The sequence below is a fragment of the Oryzibacillus soli genome, assembly GCF_051594765.1.
Taxonomy (GTDB): Bacteria; Bacillota; Bacilli; order Paenibacillales; family NBRC-103111; genus Paenibacillus_AR.
The window spans coordinates 355824-377595 of the sequence record NZ_JBPPGJ010000004.1 but is presented as its reverse complement, the minus strand read 5'-3'; the positions used below and the strand labels follow the sequence as shown (position 1 = coordinate 377595).

General features: G+C 52.8%; 14 protein-coding genes. 9 read left to right on the top strand and 5 right to left on the bottom strand.

The window, feature by feature from the left end:
• Nucleotides 1-450: 450 nt before the first annotated feature.
• The gene (locus ACSEXW_RS07570; RefSeq protein ID WP_438445500.1) at nt 451-804 is read right to left on the bottom strand and encodes a hypothetical protein; all 354 of its coding nucleotides are present in this window, start codon (nt 802-804) and stop codon (nt 451-453) included.
• Nucleotides 805-1066: 262 nt separating this feature from the next.
• On the opposite strand from ACSEXW_RS07570, the gene ACSEXW_RS07565 reads away from it, so the two are divergent.
• The 5 genes from ACSEXW_RS07565 (at nt 1067) to ACSEXW_RS07545 (ending at nt 11789) form a co-directional block, all read left to right on the top strand.
• The gene (locus tag ACSEXW_RS07565) at nt 1067-2113 is read left to right on the top strand and encodes a methionine ABC transporter ATP-binding protein (RefSeq protein ID WP_438445499.1); all 1047 of its coding nucleotides are present in this window, start codon (nt 1067-1069) and stop codon (nt 2111-2113) included.
• Nucleotides 2094-2774 carry a methionine ABC transporter permease gene (locus tag ACSEXW_RS07560; protein ID WP_438445498.1) on the top strand — a complete coding sequence of 227 codons (681 nt, stop codon included), beginning with the start codon at nt 2094-2096 and terminating at the stop codon, nt 2772-2774. Before ACSEXW_RS07565 ends, ACSEXW_RS07560 begins: the two co-directional genes overlap by 20 nt.
• Before the next feature lie 68 nt (nt 2775-2842).
• Entirely contained in the window at nt 2843-3709 is an 867-nt protein-coding gene (locus ACSEXW_RS07555) for a MetQ/NlpA family ABC transporter substrate-binding protein (protein ID WP_438445497.1), read from the top strand.
• 43 nt (nt 3710-3752) lie between these two features.
• Nucleotides 3753-4922 (top strand): pyridoxal phosphate-dependent aminotransferase, encoded by a 1170-nt coding sequence (locus tag ACSEXW_RS07550; protein ID WP_438445496.1) that lies wholly within the window; start codon nt 3753-3755, stop codon nt 4920-4922.
• Between the two features lie 255 nt (nt 4923-5177).
• A complete protein-coding gene (locus ACSEXW_RS07545) occupies nt 5178-11789 on the top strand; it encodes an Ig-like domain-containing protein (RefSeq protein WP_438445495.1) in 6612 nt (2203 codons plus the stop codon).
• 95 nt (nt 11790-11884) lie between these two features.
• Here the strand turns inward: ACSEXW_RS07545 and ACSEXW_RS07540 are convergent, their stop codons facing one another.
• The 4 genes from ACSEXW_RS07540 to ACSEXW_RS07525 form a co-directional block, all read right to left on the bottom strand.
• Nucleotides 11885-12760, bottom strand: coding sequence for a carbohydrate ABC transporter permease (locus ACSEXW_RS07540; protein WP_438445494.1), 876 nt, complete (start codon nt 12758-12760; stop codon nt 11885-11887).
• A gap of 17 nt (nt 12761-12777) precedes the next feature.
• Nucleotides 12778-13746: an ABC transporter permease gene (locus tag ACSEXW_RS07535; RefSeq protein WP_438445493.1), complete on the bottom strand. Its 969-nt coding sequence runs from the start codon at nt 13744-13746 to the stop codon at nt 12778-12780.
• Nucleotides 13747-13853: 107 nt separating this feature from the next.
• Complete coding sequence (locus tag ACSEXW_RS07530) at nt 13854-15527, bottom strand: extracellular solute-binding protein (protein WP_438445492.1); 1674 nt, start codon at nt 15525-15527, stop codon at nt 13854-13856.
• Nucleotides 15528-15674: 147 nt separating this feature from the next.
• Nucleotides 15675-17987 carry a helix-turn-helix domain-containing protein gene (locus tag ACSEXW_RS07525; RefSeq protein ID WP_438445491.1) on the bottom strand — a complete coding sequence of 771 codons (2313 nt, stop codon included), beginning with the start codon at nt 17985-17987 and terminating at the stop codon, nt 15675-15677.
• A 182-nt stretch (nt 17988-18169) separates the two neighbouring features.
• Between ACSEXW_RS07525 and ACSEXW_RS07520 the strand changes: the two genes are divergently transcribed.
• From ACSEXW_RS07520 to ACSEXW_RS07505, 4 genes are read left to right on the top strand one after another with little or no spacing between them, the layout of a single operon-like run.
• Nucleotides 18170-19141, top strand: a complete 972-nt coding sequence (locus tag ACSEXW_RS07520; protein ID WP_438445490.1) for a Gfo/Idh/MocA family protein — start codon at nt 18170-18172, stop codon at nt 19139-19141.
• Nucleotides 19142-19175: 34 nt separating this feature from the next.
• The gene (locus tag ACSEXW_RS07515; RefSeq protein WP_438445489.1) at nt 19176-20081 is read left to right on the top strand and encodes a Gfo/Idh/MocA family protein; all 906 of its coding nucleotides are present in this window, start codon (nt 19176-19178) and stop codon (nt 20079-20081) included.
• A 39-nt stretch (nt 20082-20120) separates the two neighbouring features.
• Nucleotides 20121-20723, top strand: a complete 603-nt coding sequence (locus ACSEXW_RS07510; RefSeq protein WP_438445488.1) for an SGNH/GDSL hydrolase family protein — start codon at nt 20121-20123, stop codon at nt 20721-20723.
• Nucleotides 20724-20771: 48 nt separating this feature from the next.
• Entirely contained in the window at nt 20772-21671 is a 900-nt protein-coding gene (locus ACSEXW_RS07505; protein ID WP_438445487.1) for a damage-control phosphatase ARMT1 family protein, read from the top strand.
• Nucleotides 21672-21772 lie beyond the last annotated feature (101 nt).

The window sequence follows — 21772 nt, the reverse complement described above, 5'->3', positions numbered from 1 at the left end:
GAACTGGGGACAAATGCTACTACAGTTGTCCGTCTTTTTCCCGGATCGGGTCGGTCAACATTTACGGTAAGCAGGCCAAACTCCCCCTCCCGGGGGAGTTCCCTATAAATGAGTTTACACAAAATTATTGACAGACCCGTTTTATTGCCGCCGATGGACATCATCACAACATCTAAAATCAAGCAAAAAGCGTTAGCGGTGGAAGCTTCTTATCCAGAGCAATCCTGACGAGCAGATTTTACTCTCCAGCTCTATGCTTTCATTCGTGAACGACGGGACCGATGGACCGTCAAGGAGATATGCAAAGTACTTGCTGTCAGCGAATGGGCTATTACCGTAGCTTGAAGCCTTCGAATACAGAACCATTCGCCAGTTGTCGAAAACCCGACAACTGGCATTTTTTTATAATACAACGGGAATGGGATAAAGTTCTTGTCATTTATTACATCTTTATTTTTCTACTTTAATGCAAGGAATAACTTCGGATGTATATTCCCCGTTTGCTGTTAACCCAACTGGAATCGTACACATGGTTCCAAATATCTCGCATATGAGAACGATGGTAGGCGGGTTAATAACGGCACTTCTGCTTGGTGTCCAAATTGTTTGTGTTCTCATATCGGTCATTTGTGACAATGGTCCTTCCAAAACCCCTGTAGCGCCAGGATCCATAATGACCATAACATCGTGCAAAAAGAGCGTTCTTAGTGTCAAGTTTGAGGTTGGAATATCACATAACAAGATGGAGGGGCCAATCGGGTTTATCTTTTCAGGTGCAAAATCGTTTTTTTGATCCATAATCATCACCCTTTTGCTCTTATTTCCCTTCAGCTACTATTACGTTTTAAGCAAGAAAAAAATTCCCTGATCTTGGAAAGATATTGCCCCTTCCGGAGTGGAAGAGATTTCATTAATCTCTCTCTGGAATGTGTTGACAGATAAAAGTCATAGTGATAATATACCAACAAGAATACTCGGTTTAAAGTGGCGAAGAACGCTTATATATTATCGTCCTGAAGCGAGAAGCAGGCAGCTTTTCGTTTTTGTTTTTTAGGAGGGATAAGAATTGATCAGGCTGGAGCATATATGCAAAACGTTCGACTCAAGTGCCGGCCAGGTAGTGGCTGTGAAGGATGTATCTTTGGAAATTGAGAAAGGTCGGATTTTTGGAATTATCGGTTTCTCCGGAGCGGGAAAATCTACCCTGGTTCGCTGCATCAATCTGCTGGAGGTGCCCACGAGCGGTACGGTTACGATAGACGGCCAGGAGCTTACTGCAATGACCGACAGGGAGCTGCGAAAGGCCCGGAAACGTATCGGCATGATTTTTCAGCATTTTAACCTGATGCGCTCCCGAACTGTGTTTGGCAATGTTGCGTATCCGTTAAGGGGCAGCGGCCTATCCAAAAAGGAAATTGCCGAAAAGGTACGCAACCTGCTGCGGTTGGTAGACATTGAGGATAAGGAAAACGCGTATCCCAGCCAGCTTTCCGGAGGCCAGAAACAGCGTGTGGCCATTGCACGTGCCTTGGCTAACGATCCCAAGGTGCTGCTGTGCGATGAGGCCACCAGCGCGCTGGACCCTCAAACCACCCATTCAATTCTTAAATTGTTAAAGCAACTGAATGAGCAGCTAGGTATTACGATCGTTGTAATCACCCATGAAATGGCGGTGGTCAAAGAAATATGTGATCGTGTCGCCGTTATGGAAAGGGCACAGGTGGTAGAAGAAGGGGAAGTTTTCTCCATTTTTTCTAACCCCCAACAAGACATAACGAAGGATTTTCTTCGAACTACATCCAATCTGCAGAAAATTGAGGAGCTTCTGGAGGCCGATTCACCGGTAGCAAGACTGCAGCCAGGAGAAATCATTGTGCGGTTGACCTATGTGGAGAGGAATGTATCAGAGCCATTGATTTCTACCGTGTCCAGGCAGTTCAATATTAATCTGAACATCATTTTTGCCAACATCGAAATCGTGCAGAATGCCCCTATCGGGGGGACCGTGGCCATTGTCACCGGGGAACCGGCGCACATTACCTCAGCCATCCAGTACCTGTTGGATAAGAATGTTGGCGTGGAGGTGATCGCGGATGCAAGAGTTTCTGAATAACTGGATTCCCCATATCATGAACAAGCAGTCCGCCTTTTACCAGGCCTTTATCGATACTCTGGTTATGGCATCCTGGTCAGGTGTCTTATCCTTTGTGCTGGGATTGTCCCTTGGTGTAGTTATAACCGTCACAAAACCGGGCGGGATCTTGCAGCATAGGGCTGTATTCCAAGTCCTGGATAAGGTCATTAACTTCTTCCGTTCGATCCCCTTTATTATTCTGCTTACCGGCGTCATGCCTTTATCCCGGCTGATTATGGGAACGGCTATCGGCGTGGAAGGCGCTATTGTTCCCCTTGTGTTTGGAACGGTGCCCTTCTTTGCCAGGCAGATCGAAAATGCCCTAGCCGAAATTGATCACGGCTTGATCGAAGCTGCTTTATCCATGGGATCAAGTCCTGTGGAAATCATCTTTCGGGTTTATTTGCGGGAGAGCATTGCGGGAATTGCCCGGAGCACCACCATCACAGCCATCAGTTTACTGGGACTTACGGCTATGGCAGGGGCGGTGGGAGCTGGCGGGTTGGGGGATTTCGCTATCCGCTATGGGCACGACCGGAATCAGACTGATGTAACGTATGTGACGGTTCTGGTTATGGTCATTCTGGTCAGCCTCATTCAATTCATCGGAAGCTTCGTGGCCAAGAAGAATACTCGTTAATGGCCCTTACTCTATAACAGGGTGCTCTCATATCTATCCTAGAAAACTAAAACTTACTGGAGGTTTTTATGATGAAGGTTATTAAAAGGGTTGCATTAGCTATAAGTATTACTCTCCTGATCCTGTCTTTGGCCGCTTGCGGTTCCAAGGATTCCGATAAAAGCGGATCAAGCGAAACGGTAAACTTGAAGCTTGGTGTGGTTGGTGGTATTTATGAAGAGCTGTGGGCCCCTGCTAAGAATGCTCTGAAGGAACAGGGCATTAATCTGGAATTTGTCCAATTCTCGGACTATGTTACTCCGAATAAAGCCCTGAACAGCGGTGAAATTGACCTGAACGCCTTCCAGCACCGGATTTATCTCGATAATGAAATCAAGACGAACGGCTACAAGATCGAAAAAATCGGCAACACTTTCATTATTCCTCTGAATCTGTACTCTAGCAAGGTTACTTCTGTAAAGGATCTGAAGGTAGGCGATACGATTGCCATTCCTAACGATGTGACTAACGGCGGAAGGGCCTTGAAGGTATTGGAGGCGGCAGGACTCATCAAGATCAAGAAAAGCGCAGGCTTCAGCCCCACTGTGGCAGATATTGAAAGCTACACGGTAGGCATAAAAATTAAGGAACTGGCCGCTAACACCATTCCTTCCGCCTTGGCTGATGTAACCGCCGGCATCGTTAACGGCAACTTTGCCCTGGATTTTGGATTGAAGACAGATAAGGCTATTTTTACGGATACCAGCTTGAAGGAAGAGAATTATTGGAATCTGATTGCTGCCCGCAGCGAGGATGTTCAGAACGCGGACAAGGCTGCCATCTATAAAAAAGTGGTAAAGGCTTTCCAAGCAGCTGAAACGGAAAAAATATTCAAAGAAAAGTTTGGCGGCTTCTTTATCGCCGTGGGCTGGGATAAGGATTTGCTGGCCAAGTAGGAAGGGAAACGGCAATATTGTCTGCTAAAAGGGGGAGAGCAAGGTGCAGAAGCTATCTGACCGGACAGCCGGATTTACAGACTCTGTGATCCGGCGCATGACGCGGGTATCCGCACAATACAACGCCATCAATCTGTCCCAAGGCTTTCCCGATTTTGAACCTCCACAGGAGATCCTGGACCGGCTGGGACAGGTGGCTCAAGAGGATTTTCACCAATATTCCATTACATGGGGCTCCCAGAACTTCCGGGAGGCATTGGCAGCCAAGCAGTCGCGGCTGATGGGACGCACCATTGACCCCAACAGCGAGATCGTGGTCACATGCGGCAGCACGGAAGCCATGATGGCTGCCATGATGACGGTTACGAATCCGGGGGATAAGGTGATTGTTTTCTCTCCGTTCTATGAAAATTATGGAGCGGATACCATCCTCTCCGGTGCGGAGCCCATCTATGTTCCCCTTCATCCGCCCGAGTTCCAATTTAATCCGGAGGAGCTGGAGGCTGCATTCCGCAAGCGACCCAAAGCACTTGTTCTGTGCAACCCCTCCAACCCCTGCGGGAAGGTGTTTACACGCCAAGAATTAACGATCATTGCGGACCTGGCGGAGAAATACGACACTTACGTCATTACCGATGAGGTATACGAGCATATTGTTTATGCGCCTCATGAGCATGTCTATTTTGCCGCAATCAACGGAATGTGGGAACGGACCATTACGTGCAGCTCCCTGTCCAAAACCTATTCGATTACGGGTTGGCGGCTAGGTTATATTATTGGTCCGTCAAGAATCGTGGATGTGGCCAAAAAAATCCATGACTTTCTAACGGTTGGCGCTGCGGCTCCCTTGCAGGAAGCGGCAGTGGTTGGTCTTCGTTTCGGCAATGATTATTACCGCCAGCTACTGGAGAAATACACCCATAAGCGGAATCTGTTCCTGTCAGGACTGGAGGATCTGGGCCTAGCCCACACCAAGCCGGAGGGCGCTTATTATGTGATGCTGGACATTTCGGAGTTTGGCTTTGACAGTGATGTGGAATTTTGTGAGGTGTTGGCCAGAGACGTGGGGGTAGGAGCAGTTCCTGGGTCCAGCTTTTTCCGTGAGCCGGTGCATCACTTGATCCGGTTTCATTTTTCCAAGAAGGATGAAACCTTATATGGGGCACTTAACCGTCTGGAGCAACTCCGCAAAAAGATTCCCGCAAGAAGCTGAAAGTTTGGCGGAGCCTGGTCGCATATCAATAAAACGGAGCCGAGCGGGTTTGCGGGCTCCGTTTTCTAATTACTTCCGCTCTTACCTTCACCATGCGATCTTAAATCGGGATAGTCATTGTGAAAAACGGTTTGTGAGTCAAATGAAACGGGGTTTGTCTTTATTTAGATTGACTCATAGGCAAAAGGAAACAAACCATCTATAGTGATTGTATGCGCTTACATAGCGCTAAAACAATGGGAAAGGTGGTTTGTTATGCTTCGAAGATTGAGCTTGGTTTTGCTTAGCATCCTGATGTTAGGCGTGTTCCTCCCGCCTGGCTGGGGCCAGGCAGGTCTCCCTGTTGCACAGGCGGCGGAGGACAACTTGATTCAGAATGGTTCGTTCGAGACCTACTCCACGGACTCCCAATTGGGGTGGACAACAAGAAGAGCGGCTAATTGGGGAATATGGGTGGACTCGGCATCCACACCTGTTGCGCCTGCAGTCACCGTGGAATTGTACCATGCGAGTCCGGGCGCGGGCAGCCGTTCCGTGAAGATCAGCTCCCCGGCTCCGAACAAAAGCAGATTGACCGTGTATCAAGGGAATATTCCGGTTGTCCCCGGTCAAGAGTACCGATTATCCGGTGCGTTCAAGACCCAGCAGATTACAGGGGATACGACCGCTTTCGGCGTCAATATCCGGGTGGTCTACCTGAACTCGACGGGGCAGGCGCTGCGGACGGATTATTTGCTTCCTTACAATAGACCGGTCCGAGGCAACGTTACCGAATGGGTCAGCTACGCCACCGCAACGGTTGCACCCGCAGGGGCCGTTACGGCGAGGGTGGATCTCGATTACAACCAAGTATCGGGCTACGCCTGGTTTGACGATATTCAATTCAAACCATGGACTTCCCTGAAGGGACTTTCCTTCCTGGAGCAGGGGGGCACGATCCCTGTTGGTGGCGTGAAGCAAGTGCCGTACCAGCTTACTCCCGTCAATGCGTCGAATCCGAGCTTGAGCTGGTCTTCGTCCAACCCGGGCGTGGCCGCTGTAGACGGACAGGGGCTGGTAACCGGGCTCGCGCCGGGGCTTGCTACGATCACAGCTATTTCGAGCGAAAACAGCTTCAAGGCGTCCTACCTCATAACGGTTACCCCTGCCGGGCTTGTGAAGAACAGTGGCTTTGAAACGGTGCTAAGCGGCTCGGATAACGGCTTTACGGACAGAACGCCTTCCAACTGGACGGCTTCAGCTCCTTACGGCAGCCCTATTGTCACGGTCGATGAGGCCGTATACGGAGCAGGAAGCCGCTCGCTCAGCATCAGCGCCGCAGTCAACAGCAAGGCTTCCGCTGTGCAGCGCCAAATTCCGGTAGTCAGCGGACAATGGTATCGCTTGAGCGGCCTCATCTCAACGGAATCACTGACCGGCAACGGGGCATCCCTCCGCTTGAATTGGAACCTCTCCGGAGGAGCGGTGCTCGAAGCGGCGAATGTGCCGGCGACAGCCGTGAAAGGGACCCAAGCCTGGAAAAGCTACGAGGGCTTCGTCCAGGCTCCCGCCGGGGTGGTTGGGGCTAGTCTCTATGCGATCTACGAGACAGGAAAGGGCAAAGCCTGGTTCGATGACGTGCAGCTCACGCCATGGGTACCCGTTACCGGACTTACCGGGGATGGTCCTTCGTTCCGGGGCATGAACCCCGGTGAAAGCTTAACCTATTCGGCCTCTGTCGTCCCGTCCAATGCGACGGATCAGCGGGTGTATTGGACATCCTCCCAGCCCGAGATTGCCGCTGTTGACGCATCCGGCAAAGTAACGGCCAAAGCGGCGGGCCAATCGGTTATTACCGAGACCACCGCGGAAGGAAGCTTTACGAAATCATACACGGTTATCGTTTCGGCAGCTTTTCCCAACGGCGGGTTCGAGACGGTAATCGCATCTACGAAAGACTGGCTCAATGCTTCCAAACCGGGCTCATGGATCTATTATTTCAGTACGGATACGTCTCTCGCCAAGCCCCAATTATCCATGGATTCGACAGTGAGAAAGGAAGGCGAGAAGTCGGTAAAAATGGAGGCTGCGACCAAAGGTAAGGTTGTTCTTTATAACAAAATCGTAGGGGCGACTGCCGGTAAGAGTTATCGGGTCGGCGGCTGGCTCAAGCAGGAGAACGGTGGAACCAATGTCAGCCTGCGACTGCTCTACCAAGATGATGCCGGGAATGTCGTACAGAAGTCCGGCAAGGTCTATGACACACTTCCCTTCACCGCAACAACAGATGCTGACGGCTGGAAATATTATGAAAGCATCGTTACGGTCCCGGCGGGTGCCACGCAGGCTCGAGTTGAGGTTGGCTTCGAGCTCGGTACCGGTACGCTGTGGGCGGACGATATCCAGGTGATCCCGTGGGTTCCGGTATCCGGCATCCAATTGGATAAAACCAAAGGGTTGATCGGAATAGGCGAGAGCGTCGCCTTAACGGCAACCGTACTGCCGGTCGACGCCACCCATCCGGTCGTGTCCTGGACCTCCGACAATCCATCCGCAGCTGTCGTGGAGGCGAATGGCTTCAACTCCTCCAAGGCCATCGTCAGAGGGGTCGCTCCCGGAATCGCAACCATACGCGCGACAGCGGATAACCCTCTTTATGCAGCGACTTATACGGTCATTGTCGGGACGGATTCGGACATTACCGCTTCCGACGAAGCCGTAGAGGTCATCGAGGATCAGTCGATCACCCGCCCGGTTCTCGCAACCGATGCCGCCGGAGACCCGCTTACCGCTTCCGTGCTCCTGGCACCGTTGCACGGTACGGTCTCCGCGCGCGACAACGGGACTTGGGTCTACTATCCGAGCGCCGAATATAACGGACCGGATACGTTTACACTGCTGATTACCGACGGCCATAATCACTTCGCTTTCTCCATCATCCAGGTCAATGTTCGGTCGCAGCAGGATGCTCCATCCATGGATAAGCTGCAAGTCAATGTAGGTACGGTTCGGGATCAAGCCGTATCGGGCGTCGTTACGGCCAAAGACCGGGATCAAGATCCTCTTACGTTCACCCTCAAGTCGGGTCCGGCGTCTCAGCCGCAGCACGGCAGCGCAGCTGTTCAACCGAGTGGAGCCTGGACGTATACGCCCGCAGCGGGCTATACGGGCTACGACTCCTTCCAGATCGAAGTTTCCGACGGACACAGCAGTACGTCCAGCGCCAAAGTCGTCGTTTATGTTGGCCTGCCGGGATCAGAAATGATCTCCTCCCTCATCACAAGACATTCGGCGCCAGGGACGGCTCACCCCCGGCTGTATGCAACAAGCGATGACTTTACGAGAATCCGCGGAATGGTTCAGACCGATCCGACCATGCAGGAGTGGTACGCCAAAGTGAAGGCCGTTGCGGACAAGGCCGTCGGCGATCCTACGATCGACTACTATACGACCAGCTCGGGTTCTAACATTAATATCGTCAATCTGGCGGATCAGCTGATGCCGCGGATTCAATCGCTTGCCCTTATGTACCAATTAACGGGCGACACCAAATATTCGGCTCGTGCCATCGAGCAACTGAATGTGATGGCGGATTATCGGGACTGGCATGGCGGCGCCAAGAACTTCCTCAGCATCTCGGAAATGGGGAATGTGGCTTCCATCGGATATGACTGGCTGTACGACGCGATGACGCAGCAGGAGCGGGATCATCTCCGCGCCAAGATGATTAATGAAGTATTAATCAACGCGAAGTATGAATATTTGGAAGGCGGGGCCAAGAACAACGCTTGGTGGACGGTCTCTCCAAGCAACTGGAATTTGGTCGCCAATGGCGGCATCGTAGCCACTGCCCTGACGATCGGGGACGAAGCGGATGCCAACCGCATCCATACGGAAGCAACGGATCCGCGCTTCCAAGTACCGATTGCTGAGTCGGTCATGCAAGCAGCGATGTCCTCGGTTCAATATGGTATCGGTGTATTCGCCACGGATGGCGATTGGCCGGAAGGAACCGGGTATTGGGATTATGCGACGGAGTACTTTGCTTATATGATTTCGGCGCTGCGCACGACGCTGGGCACTGACTTCGGTTTCATGGAGCAGACCGGTGTCCGCGAGACCTCAAAGTATATGGCGAACCTGCACGGTCCGAACGGTCCGTTCAACTATTCGGATGCGCATCTCACGTTCCTGGATACGCCGCAGCTTCTGCTGTTCGCCGATGTGCTCGGAGACCCGGATGTTTCCTGGTACAGGCAATTCACCTATAGCAAGAATAAAAAAGCGGAACCGATGGATCTGATCTGGTACCGTCAGGGACTGTACGGAAGCAGCGATCCTCTGCAGCTTGACGCGCTGTACGATCACCCGCTGAAGAACAATGTGGCGATCTTCCGCGATTCCTGGAACGATCCGGGCGCTAATTTCGTCGCGATTAAGGGTGGAGTCAACGATTATGCGATAACGAACACCTTGCATAACAATCTCGACGTAGGGACGTTCGTTCTCGATGCGCTTGGCGTCCGGTGGGCCGTCGATCTCGGGAAGGACGACAAGGACTATAACGTTCAAGGATACTTCACGAGCGACCCCTCGGCCCATCCGAACCGCTGGGACTTCTACCGCACGAGGGCCGAAGGCTCCAATACGCTGGTGATCAACCCGGACGACGGACCGGATCAAGCGCTCGACGCCAACGCGCCGATCATCGCTTACGATTCCAAGCCCGAGGGCGGCTATGCGGTTGTCGATATGACGTCGGCCTACAAGGATGACGTGGTGTACGCGAAGCGCGGCATGATGATGGGTCAATATCGCAGCAGCTTCCTCCTTCAGGATGAGCTTCAGCTTAAGGCTCCGTCCGACTTGTATTGGTTCATGCATACGGAGGCACCCGAGATCATCGTTGCACCGGATGGCAAATCGGCGATGCTCAAGCAGAATGGGAAACGGCTCTATGCTCAGCTTCTCTCCCCAAGCGCAGCGAGCTTCGAGGTCCGGACGGCGACCCCGCTTCCGACAACGGACAGTTATACCGGCCAGACGCTCAATGCAAAGGTGAAGAAGCTGACGATTCATATCCCGGACGCCAAGGATCAACTGACGATTGCCGTTCGGCTCAGCCCGCTGTCAGGGGTTGAAGCACCGCCTGCGGATGTGCCGGCCATCACGCCGCTTGCGCAATGGAGCTTGGATTCGACGCCTACCGCTCTATTATCGGAGCTCCGGATCGATGGGGTGCCGTTTACAAGCTTTAGGCCGATGAAGATGAAGTATTCGCTGGAGGTTCCCTTCAGGACCCAAGCCGTACCCGTAATCACGGCTGTCGCCGCGGATCCGCACGACACGGTAACCATAACGGCGGCTTCCGGCATACCGGGCACGTCCGTTGTGGAAGTAACGGATGACCAAGGCATCCATAAACCGGGCAATTATTACATCGATTTTGTCCGGGGCGTATTCTCGGGTGTGCTGACGGATGTCCCGGTATTGCCTGTCACGTATTTGGCCGACAGCGGTCCTGTGGACAATAAATGGCCCGGACCGAGCACCGCGGATCACGATCCGTTAACGTACTGGGCCGTTCTGGGGCCGAACACCATTGATTTCGATCTCGGCTCCGAGACGGTGGCCACTTATGTCGGAATCTCTTGGCTGCGCGGGAATGAGCGCCAATTCTTCTTCGATATTCTGACTTCAACGGATGGACAGACGTGGACGAAGATTTTCCAAGGGCCGAGCTCGGGGAAAGTGAACGGCGATTATGAGATTTATGATATCCCGGATACGAAGGCACGGTATCTTCGATTGGCTGTAACCGGCAACAATATCACGAATGCAACCAGTATTAACGAAGTCATGGTATACGGCAATTCATCGAAGCCCGTCACCGGGATCTCCATGGCTGGGCAAGATGGCAGAGCGGTCATCAATTCTGTTAATAGCACGCTCCAAATGATCGCTACCGTGCAGCCGGCGGATGCGACGAACCGGACGGTGACGTGGGCTGTGTACGGGGCGGACGGCGCTCCGACGGGTGCAGCGCAGATTGACGGCAAGGGACTGCTGACCGGTCTCGCGGACGGCGTCGTGACCGTCGTAGCCCAAGCGAATGACGGCTCCGGCATAAGGGGCCAGTTGAACGTGACGATCGACTTGCAGGCGCCTGTTACGGCTGCTGTCATCGATCCAGCCCAGCCGGACGGAGCGAACGGTTGGTATCGCAGCGTCCCTTCCCTCGGGCTCAGTCCCTCCGACAATTTGACGGGAGTGGTGCAGACGGAGATCAGCCTGGACGGCGGACAGGGATGGTCGGCTTATACGGCGCCGGTACCTCTAACCGAGGGAGTACGTACGGTACAATACCGCAGCCGCGATGCGGCGGGCAATCAGGAGGCGGCTAAGACGGCAGAGTTCCGTATTGACAGGACGGCTCCGACCGTAACCTTCTCCGTCTATGACTACCGTGCGTATGGGATCGACGAGATGGTATCGATCCGCTGCATCGCAGCGGATTCCGGCTCGGGTGTGGCCTCGTCTACGTGTCAGGATGTGTCGGCTCCAGCCTATACGCTGGGGCTCGGCACCCATACCCTGACAGCAGTGGCGACAGATAAGGCAGGCAATACCGTCAGTTCAACCGTTCATTATGTGATCAAGGTGGCCTTCGATAGCCTGAATCGGCTCACCCAGAAGCTGCTGGGCGATGGAGATCACGGTGTAGGCAGCCAACTGGTCGACAGGCTGAGCCGGGCGATGACGGCGAACGACCAAGCGCGGGCGGGCATGCTCGGCGCATTCCAGAACAAAGTGTCAGCCGAACGCGGCAAGACACTGACCCCGGAGCAGGCGGACCTGCTTGCACAGCTCGCCGATGTACTGAAGTAATCCGGATACAAATGAAATAGCCGTTATGCCGAGGACTAGGGATGGTCCAAGGCTAACGGCTATTTGCTGGTTTCGGTAAAAAGAAAGGGGCGGAATCACCCCTTAATCGCTCCAATCATGACACCTTTAACGAAGTACTTCTGCAGGAAGGGGTACAACAGCAGGATGGGTACGGTAGCTACAATGATCGTCGCGTATTTGATCGTTTCGCCGATCGGTGTTTTATCGCCCCCGCCAACGTTTGTCATCATCGATTCCGTACTGCTCGTGACCAGGATCTCCCGTAGAATAAGCTGGAGGGGATACAGCTCGCGTGTGCGCAGGTAAATGAGAGCACTGAACCAGGAATTCCAATGGGCCACGCCGTAGAAGAGAATCATGACGGCCACCACGGGCATGGACAGCGGAAGAATAACCCGGAATAAGATGGTAAAGTCGTTGGCACCGTCCAGCTTGGCTGATTCCTCCAGGCTGACGGGTACACTCTGGAACGAGGTGCGCATGATGATCAGGTTATAAGCGCTCATGGCAGCGGGGATGATCAGCGCCCAGCGGGTATTCACCATGCCCAGATCGTGAATGAGCAGGTACGTGGGAATTAAGCCGCCATTAAAAAACATGGTGAAGACGATCAGGAACATGACCGGGTTACGCCACATCACGTTCTGCCTGGATAGAGCGTAAGCGCCAAAGGAGGTCATGAGAATATTGAGGGCGGTGCCCAGCGTGACGTAAAGCAGGGTGTTCAGATAACCGGTCGTAATCGAAGGATTATGGAAAACGAGCCTGTAGGCCTCGAAGCTCAAACCTTTGGGATACCAGATCAGACCGCGGACTTGCATCATCCAAATCGGATCGCTTAGCGAGGCAACCAGCACATAGAAGAACGGGTAGAGGGTGACAAGGGATAAGAGAATCAGGAACACGGCATTCGACCAATCGAATACGTGCTCCCCCAAGCTTCTGCGCATGTTATAGGGCCTCCTTCTTACCAAAGTTTATGATCGCTGATCCGCCGGCTGAGCGCATTGGCCGTTAGGAGCAGCATAAAGTTAATGAGCGAGTTGAAGAGGCCGACGGCGGCGCTGTAGCTGAAGTTGGATTCCAGTATCCCTTTGCGGTATACGAAGGTTCCGATGACATCAGCAGTTTCGTAGGTGGTCGGGTTATAGAGCAGCAAGATCTTATCCGCTCCAACGGACATGAAGTTCCCGATCTGCAGGATCAGCAGGATGACCACCGTAGACATAATGCCCGGCAGTGTAATGTGAATGACCTGGCGGAAGCGCTTGGCTCCGTCTACCCGGGCTGCCTCATAGAGGGTGGGATCAATGCCGGCCATAGCCGACAGATAGATGATGGAGCCCCAGCCGACATTCTGCCATACATTCGAGGAGATAAGGACCGTACGGAACCAGCCGCTCTCCGCCAGGAAAGCGATCGGCTCCACGCCGAACCAAGAGGAGAGGATGTTGTTGATTAATCCGTCACGGGCCAGGAAGTCGACCAGCATACCCGAGACGACCACGATCGAGATAAAATGCGGCATATACGTAACCGTCTGTACCGTACGCTTCAACCATGCGCTGCGCAGCTCGTTCAAGAGAAGTGCAAGCAGGATCGAGGCCGGGAACATGAACAGCAGCTCGTACAAGCTGATCAGCAGCGTATTCGTCAAGATGCGCCTAAAGTAGTAGCTTCCGAAGAAATCCCGGAAATGCTGAAGACCGACCCAGTCGCTGTGCAGAAAGCCGAGACCGGGCGAATAATTCTTGAACGCGATCTGCAGGCCATACATCGGTACATAATAGAAGACGACATAATAGACGACGACAGGAAGCAGCATGAGATAAACATATTTATTGACCCTAGCATCACGGATAAACCGAACCCTGAACCCGTTCTTGTCGACCGCGGGCTTCACGGTGTCAGATTGTTGCTGGAGCGCTGTAGACATCGCGAGTTCCTCCTTAAGCGAATGAGTCTGGCCAAATGGGCGCAGAAAGGCGCCATACGGCGCGAAGGTTATCCCCCACGCCGTATGTTTGCCATTCATGTGCAGATTTACTTTCTGCTGTTATAACGATCCAATGCGGCTTGACGAACCTTGATCGCGTCTTCAATCCCCATGCTCTTCAACTTCTGAACGAATTTATCGAAGTTCTCGATCGGCTCGGCACCCATGACGAACTTATTGAACATCTCTTCCCGATATGTCTTGACGTCGTTCATGATCGAAGCGGATTTCGCGCTCTCATCGGCAGTCAGGGCAATGCTCGGCATTTGCTTGGAATGGTCCGCTTGGGCCCACGTCTTCTGCGCCTCGCGCTGCGCGGGGATGGTGTAATATTGTTCGATAACCCGCTTATCCTGGACGAAAGGTCCATTCCAGCCGGATTGGAAGTACTTCGCCATGGCCTGCGAGATCGGCAGCTTATCGGGGTTGTTGGTGATCTGGTCGGTCCACTTCGGATAGCCGTTCTCCATCTTGTAGCTTACGCCTTCGATCCCGAAGTTGATCAGCATGTGGCCTTCCTGGCCGTACTTGTAGTCCAGCCATTTGATAATTTGTTCCGGGTTCTTGGCCTTGGCGGAGATGGCAGCTCCGTATCCGGTGAACGGCATGGTATATTGGCCGAGCGGCTTCGGGCCGCCTTCCTTGACGGTCGGGTACGGTGCCCCTACCAAGCTGAAGCTTGGATTCGTCGGTTGAACCAGCGTTAAGTAACGGCCGAGACCGGCACCTGCGAATCCGGAGTAAGCGCCGACCAGGTTGTTGGTAATTTTGTTATCCTTCAGCTTGGAATCCGTAATGGTGGCATAGTCCTTGTCGATCAGTCCGTTCTTGTACCAGCGGGCGAGCGTAGCCAGGAACTCCTTGTATTCAGGCTGGATCGGGCCGTATTTGATCTTGCCGTTATCGTTATAGAAGTCCGTGGTGATGCCCCATGCGCCAACCAGAAGGTGATTGACGTCAAAGTCGGCGGTCAGATTCATGAAGAACGGGATCTCATCCTGTTTGCCGTTGCCGTTCGGGTCTTTGTCGCGGAATGCCGTCAGAACGGTTTCCCATTCTGGAATCGTCGTAGGCACCTTCAAGTTCAATTTATCGAGCCAATCCTTGCGGAACACCGGTCCGTACACGACGCTAAGCTGTTCGTCGCCCAACAGGAACGGCATGACATAGATGTTGCCTTCATCCGTCGTAATCATTTTGCGGAACTCCGGATGCTCCTTCAGGACCTTGCTCAAGTTAGGCGCATACTGGTCGATCAACTCGTTCAAGCGAAGAAGCTGCTTCCCTTTAATCAGGGCATCAGGACTCTGTACTGCGGACAGCCCTACGGTTGAACCAAAATTGTATTCAATGACATCGGGCAGGTTGCCGGAAGCCATCATGATGTTGAACTGGTCTTTCTCCTGACCTGCCGGAGGATGCTGGAACTCCACCTTCGTGCCGGTCTTCTTCTCGAGCTCCTTATACGCTGCCATCTCGTTGTACGTCTTCATGATCGCGGCCGCATTGGCGTTCAACGTCACCCAGTACGAGATGGAAGCGGGATACTTCACTTCGGGAGTTGCCGGTTTAGCGGAAGCTGTTCCTGTCCCTGTCGCTGTCGCAGCCGGGGATTTGTTGGCTTCGGTTTTACTGCTGTTGCTGCTGCAGCCTGTTGCCATCATGGCAAGCACGATTGCCGGGACTACGGTTAGTTGAAGCGTTTTCTTCTTTCGGTTCATTCTTTGATGACCCTCCCGTATATGATAGGATTGCGGGTTCGCCGTCCGCAATTTCAATATAATCCGGACGGCCCGGGCTGACCACATAACGTTCAAACGAAGGATAAACACCGCTTCAGATCCGTGACAAACCGATTTTAACAGAGACTAACTATCCTTCTGATTGCCGGATATTTGCAGCATTTCCCGATACTTGCCGGGGGTAATGCCCTCCACTTTTTTGAAGACGCGGATGAATCCGATGTCGGTGGAATACCCGACCCGCTGGGCGACCTGCAGGACGGTGATACCCGGATCGGCAAGCAGGCGCTTGGCTTCGGAGATCCGGACCTCAATCATATAATCGGTCAGATTGATGCCATACTGCTTCTTGAACAACCCGGACATGTACTGCGGGGTCATCCCGAAGTGTTCGGCGACGGAGGTTAAGCTGAGCGAATGGTCCCCGAAATGCTGGTCAATATAGCGCTTCATTCTCTCGTGCCACTGCTCCTGATGCTCGGAACGGGCTTCGCGTACCCGGTTGCAAATGAAGACAATCAGCTCTTTGATTTTCCTGACCATCTCGTCCGCCGACGTGCTGTTCAGAATCAGCTTCACGGGATCGGCAGCCGCTTCCTGCGACAGCTTCTCATCGATCTTAAGCGCGTTCGTCACCTTCAGTAAGGTGCCGAGGATGTTCATGAACAGCAGTTTGCCCCGTTCGGGTGTCGTGTCGCGGGAACGGATGTTTTGTTCGTAGAGGTCGTCCAGAATCCGCTCGGCGGCTTCCAGCTCTCCGCTCTTGAGCACATTGATGAACTGCGCTTCAACCTCCGTCGGATAATAGTAATCCGTTCGCTCCATGTCCCGGATCTGATCATAGTGGATGACGGAGCTTATGCCGTGAATGATGCGGTAGTCCAGCGCGTTGATCGCTTCGTTGTAGCAGAGGGCAACCTCCGCCAGACCTTGGTGAATGGAGCTGGTCGCCACCGAAATTTTCATGCGGAACCGTCCTTCGATGATCCCCTTAAGCTCGGAGATGATCCGGTCACGGTTAAGCCGCGTCTCTTCGGACGAGTCGGGAACGTTCAGAACCAACGCCAGACGGCTGCTGTCGGTCTCCGTTGCATAACCGTCATCCCCCAACAGCTCGCTGCTTAGATTCAGGATTATGAAACGAACGAGAGCGTAATCCTGCTCGCTCTCTCCTGTGCGGAAGTCCTTGCTCTCATCTACTTCGATCAGGACGACTCCAACGCTGGGATGCGGGAATTGCAAGCCCATGAACGCAAGGGAATCGGGAGCGAGCTCCACGCGGTCCACTTGACCTTTTAGCAGCCTATTTAGAAAATGTGCCCGGACAACCGGCAAATGCCCGTCCAGCTTGGTTCTCAACTCCCTGCCTTCGGCAATGGATTCTGTGATGGAGGTTCGGATAAATTCATACTCGTTGGCGTATCCGCTGCGCTGCACGCTCCTGCCTTTCGTAATCGTGTAAACCAGATCGCGGATCGGGCTGTAGCTGCGGTAGGCCATCCAGTAAGCCGCCGCGCTTCCGGCGGCGACAACCAAGGCTAACAAGACCAGAGCCCAGGCTTTTATTTCGTAGACCCTTTCCAGCACGACCCTCTTGGGCACTAAGGAGATGTATTTCCAGCCGCTTTGGCCGGTTGTATAAGAAAGCATCTGCAATTGGCCTTCGGTGGGGTACGACTTATAACCGCTGGAACCGGAAATCTCTGCGAGCAAGCCGGCGGGGAGGTCATGCCGAGCCCCTGTCGAAACAATGACTTGTCCCTTCGAATCGAGGATGAGCATCGTGCCGTTGTTCACCCGCTGGATCTGCTTGAGCAGGTCGAGGATTTGTTGTTCGTTGATCAGCATGATCAGGGTGCCCTTCCCGTTATTTACCTCTCCGAGAGGCAAGGTGAAGGCGCTGGCAATCACGTTTGTTGTCGAGTCATCCTGCGTTCCCTCCGGGGCTGCCCAGAAGTCCAAGTAATGATAGCCGGATAAGATCTCGGCGCGCACTTGGTCGAGGTTCCTGCCTGGAAGCGGATACAGATCGGTGAAGAACGTGGCCGTATCCGTTTTCAGATTGGTGGAAATGACCGTATCGTCATCCCGCAGATAAATGTAGAAATTATCAATAAATCGGGACCCGTTACGGATATTTCGAAGAGAGCGGACCGCCTCCTCGTATTGGATATACTTCTCGCTGCCTTTTATCGTCCATAAGGTTTGAAGCTTGGGCTGTGTGGCGATTTGAACGCCAAGCTGTTCCATTTCTTGAAGATTGCTGTCCACCACTTGACGGGCCTGCTCCAGCATGGCGAGATTCGATCGGTTGGCATTGTCGATCAATGTTTTTTCCATATTGGTGTACAGCACGAATGTAACGGTAATGGGAAGAAGCAAGATGAGGATATAAGAAAGCCATAACGTCAAAAAGATGCCTTTGCGTCGAAGCAGCACGTTGAATCCCTCCCATGGATCGGAATATACAGGTCATAACGAAGCGGCGATGGGAGCAGTGTACCATATCTGTTAATCGTATGCTATCGTCAAAAGTGAAATGGAAGGCCTAATAAAAACCTTGTCTGTAAATAAATGCTGGAGTAAGATAACATTAATCGATCTGAAGCAGGAGGAACGCCATGTATCGGGTAGTGTTAATTGGAGCCGGGAATATTGTAGAGAGTCACTTGAAAGCGGTTGCAAAATTAGACCGGATGCAGGTTGTCGCCGTTGCCGATGTGCAAGAACGAAGAGCGCAGGAAACAGCCCGCCGTTTCGGACTGAAGGCGTACACGGACTATAAGGGGATGCTGGAACAAGAGAAGGCCGATATCGCGATCGTCGCTTTGCCCCATTTCCTTCATAAGCAGGCTGCCATCGATTGCGCCGATCGAGGGTGCCATATCTTATTGGAGAAGCCCATGGCGCTAAGCGTGGCCGAATGCGAAGAAATGATCATCGCCTCCAAGCGTGGCGGGGTTCAGCTCATGGTCGGATTAACCCAGCATTATTTTAGCGACAACCGATTGGCCAAGCAAATGGTGCAAAGGGGCGATTTGGGCCAATTGGTCATGATTAACGACACGCGTCACTTGAATTACTTTGTTGATTCCCGGCCTGAATGGTGTTTGTCCAAGGCGAAAGCAGGAGGCGGCATCATGATGAATCTCGGAGCTCATTCGGTGGATAAGATCCAATGGCTGACGGACAGTCGCATTCGTACCGTTATGGCACGGCTTACGTATCATGCGGAACGAGGAGACGTGGAAGGCAGCGGCTGTGTCATGGCCGTTACGGATGGCGGAGTCCCGGCCAGCATCGCACAGTCCGGCTATAAGGGGGTTCCCGTCAACGAGACCCAGCTGATCTTCACCGAAGGAATGCTCCGTCTCACCACCGGAAGTGGGGTGTGGATTAGCGAGAACGGCAGTTACCGGGAGCTGCCTGTCCCCGAGCAGGCGGATCCTTACGTATTGCAATTGCAGGACCTCCTGGACGCAATCGACGGGGAACGGCCGCTGGAATGCTCGGGTGAATATGCCAAGACCGTGAATGAAGTGCTCGCAGGCATTTACCTGTCCCACGAAACGGGACGGGAACAGGCGATCTAAGCCAAGTTGAGCGAATGAGGAGGAGCGGTAACTAATGGAACGGCCATTAAGGATCGGGATCATCGGGGTTGATATTTCACACGCGGTCGAATTTACGAAGCTCTTAAACGATCCATCGTTGGAATATCATGTTCCGGGAGGAAGGGTTATGGTCGCTTACCCCGGAGGGTCTCCCGACTTCGAGAAGAGCTGGTCACGGCTGCCTGGCTTTCAGAAGGAGCTTGCCGGAACCTACGGCGTCCGTATCGTTTCCTCTCCGGAGGAGGTGGCGGAGAATTGCGACGCCGTGCTGCTGTTGTCTGTGGACGGCCGCGTGCACCTGGAGCAGCTGCGACGAATTGCTCCGTTCGGCAAACCTGTGTTCGTCGATAAGCCGTTCGCGGTATGCTCCGAGGACGCAATGGCCATGTCTAGGCTGAGTGAGACATTCTCGTTCCCATTGATGAGCTGCTCGGCGCTTCGCTATTCGGAAGCCCTTACGAATGTACTTCAGAATACGGAGCACGGCGCAATTATCGGAGCAGATTTCTATGGTCCCCTTGAGATTCAGCCGACCCAGCCGGGCTTTTTCTGGTACGGCATCCATACGGCGGAGATGCTGTACCGGACTCTCGGCACCGGCTGCCGGTACGTGAAGACCACGACGAATGCGGATCACGATCAGGTCGTCGGCGTATGGGCGGATGGGCGTGTCGGGACAATCCGGGGCAACCGAAAGGGGAATAAGACATTCGGTGGACTCATACACGGCGAGAAGAGCACACAGTTCGTCGACATCGCCGCCTATGCCAAGCCTCTATACGCCAGCCTGCTTGAACGGGTTATGACCATGTTCACCGCTGGCAAGTCCGATATTGCTGCAGTGGAGACGCAGGAGATCATCCGGTTCCTCGAATCCGCCAACGAGAGCCGCGAGACAGGCAAGGAGGTAGCACTATGAGGGTTATGCTGAGATCTGCAACACAATGGGGGATAGTAGATGGGAATCAATAATCTGACGGGGAAAACGTTTAACATTCTCGGAGATAGCATGGTCCACGGTCATACCCTGGGGTTTTCTAAGACGTGGGCTTATCAATTAGCTCAGAGAAACGGCATGACCGTACGTGATTACGGTATCAACGGAACGTGCTTGGCCGGGACATCGAATGGTTACGGCCCTAGTATGGCGACGCGGTACGTGGATATGGATAACACAGCGGATTACATCGGGGTATTCGGCGGAACGAATGATCAAACCAATTCCATTCCGATCGGTACGGACACAGACAGTACCGTGGATACCTTCAAGGGCGCTCTGAATGTCCTATGCAGCGGACTGATAACCAAATACCCGACCGCCAAAATTTTCTTCATCACGCCATATAACCGGAATGCGGTGATCCAAGATTACGTCGATGCGATCATTGCGATATGCGCTACATACAGCATCCCTGTTTTCGATAACTACCGGAATGGCGGGGTGTGTTGGACGAATTCGGCGCATGTCACGGCCCTGACCATGAACGATACTTACCATCTGAACGAGGCTGGAATGCAGTACGCCTCGACCAAGTACGAAGCATTTATGAACGCACTTTAATTCAACCCACGATATTCGCTAGCGCCACAAAATTGGAGTGAATGCAATTTGAATGAGGTCTGTAAGCAGTGTGATAGAAACCAAGTCCAAAGGGTGAGTGCCATCCTGTCGCTGGATGACAAAGTCCAAGAGACCTTGAACCAACGGGTAGAGGAACACTTATCTAAAGCCGATATGAATAAATCGAACCCGGAGGTGATGGGAGAAGTATGGCGTATAATAACCGAAACTGCACGGAACCCAGATCCATACGAAGAAATAAAAAGCTACTACAATCTCGAGGTTATGAAGATCGCACCCGAGATTCAGGACATCATCCACTCTTCTCCGCATAGGCTGGAGGCGGCACTCAAGACTGCTGTCAGCGCGAATCTGATCGATTTTGCCGCGAAGCATGAATTTGATCTGAACTTGCTGATGTCCAAGATCAGGGAGACTACTGAGGGGAAATTGGCTATCGATGATAGCACCGTCTTGTTCGCTGAGCTGAGGAACGCTCGGACCCTGCTATATCTCGGGGACAACTGTGGCGAGATCGTTCTGGACAAGCTATTTATTCAAGAGATTCGATCGGCATTTCCGGAGCTTGATGTTTTTTATGGTGTGCGGGGAGCTCCCATTGTGAATGATGTGACCTTGGTGGATGCAAGGATGGTCGGTATGGAGGAAGTGGCGGCGGTTATCTCGAACGGGGACGGCTCACTGGGGACCGTATTGGCTCGGACTAGCAGGGAGTTTCAAGATATTTATAACCGGGCAGATGTGGTAATTGCGAAGGGGCAAGGAAACTATGAAAGCTTGCAATACAGCGAGAAGGAGTCTTTATACTTTCTCTTTATGGCTAAGTGCGAAACGGTTGCGGATCCGATTCACATCCCGCTGATGAGTATCGTATGCATGAAGAGCAAGCCTGTGATTATATTGGAAATGCAAGGTCAAGCGAAATGATGCTTGGCTTTTTTTGTGATTGATAACGATTATCATTTGTAAATAAATAGGTGCATGGTGCATTTGTTTATAGATATTGCGTCTAAACGTATTGACATGCT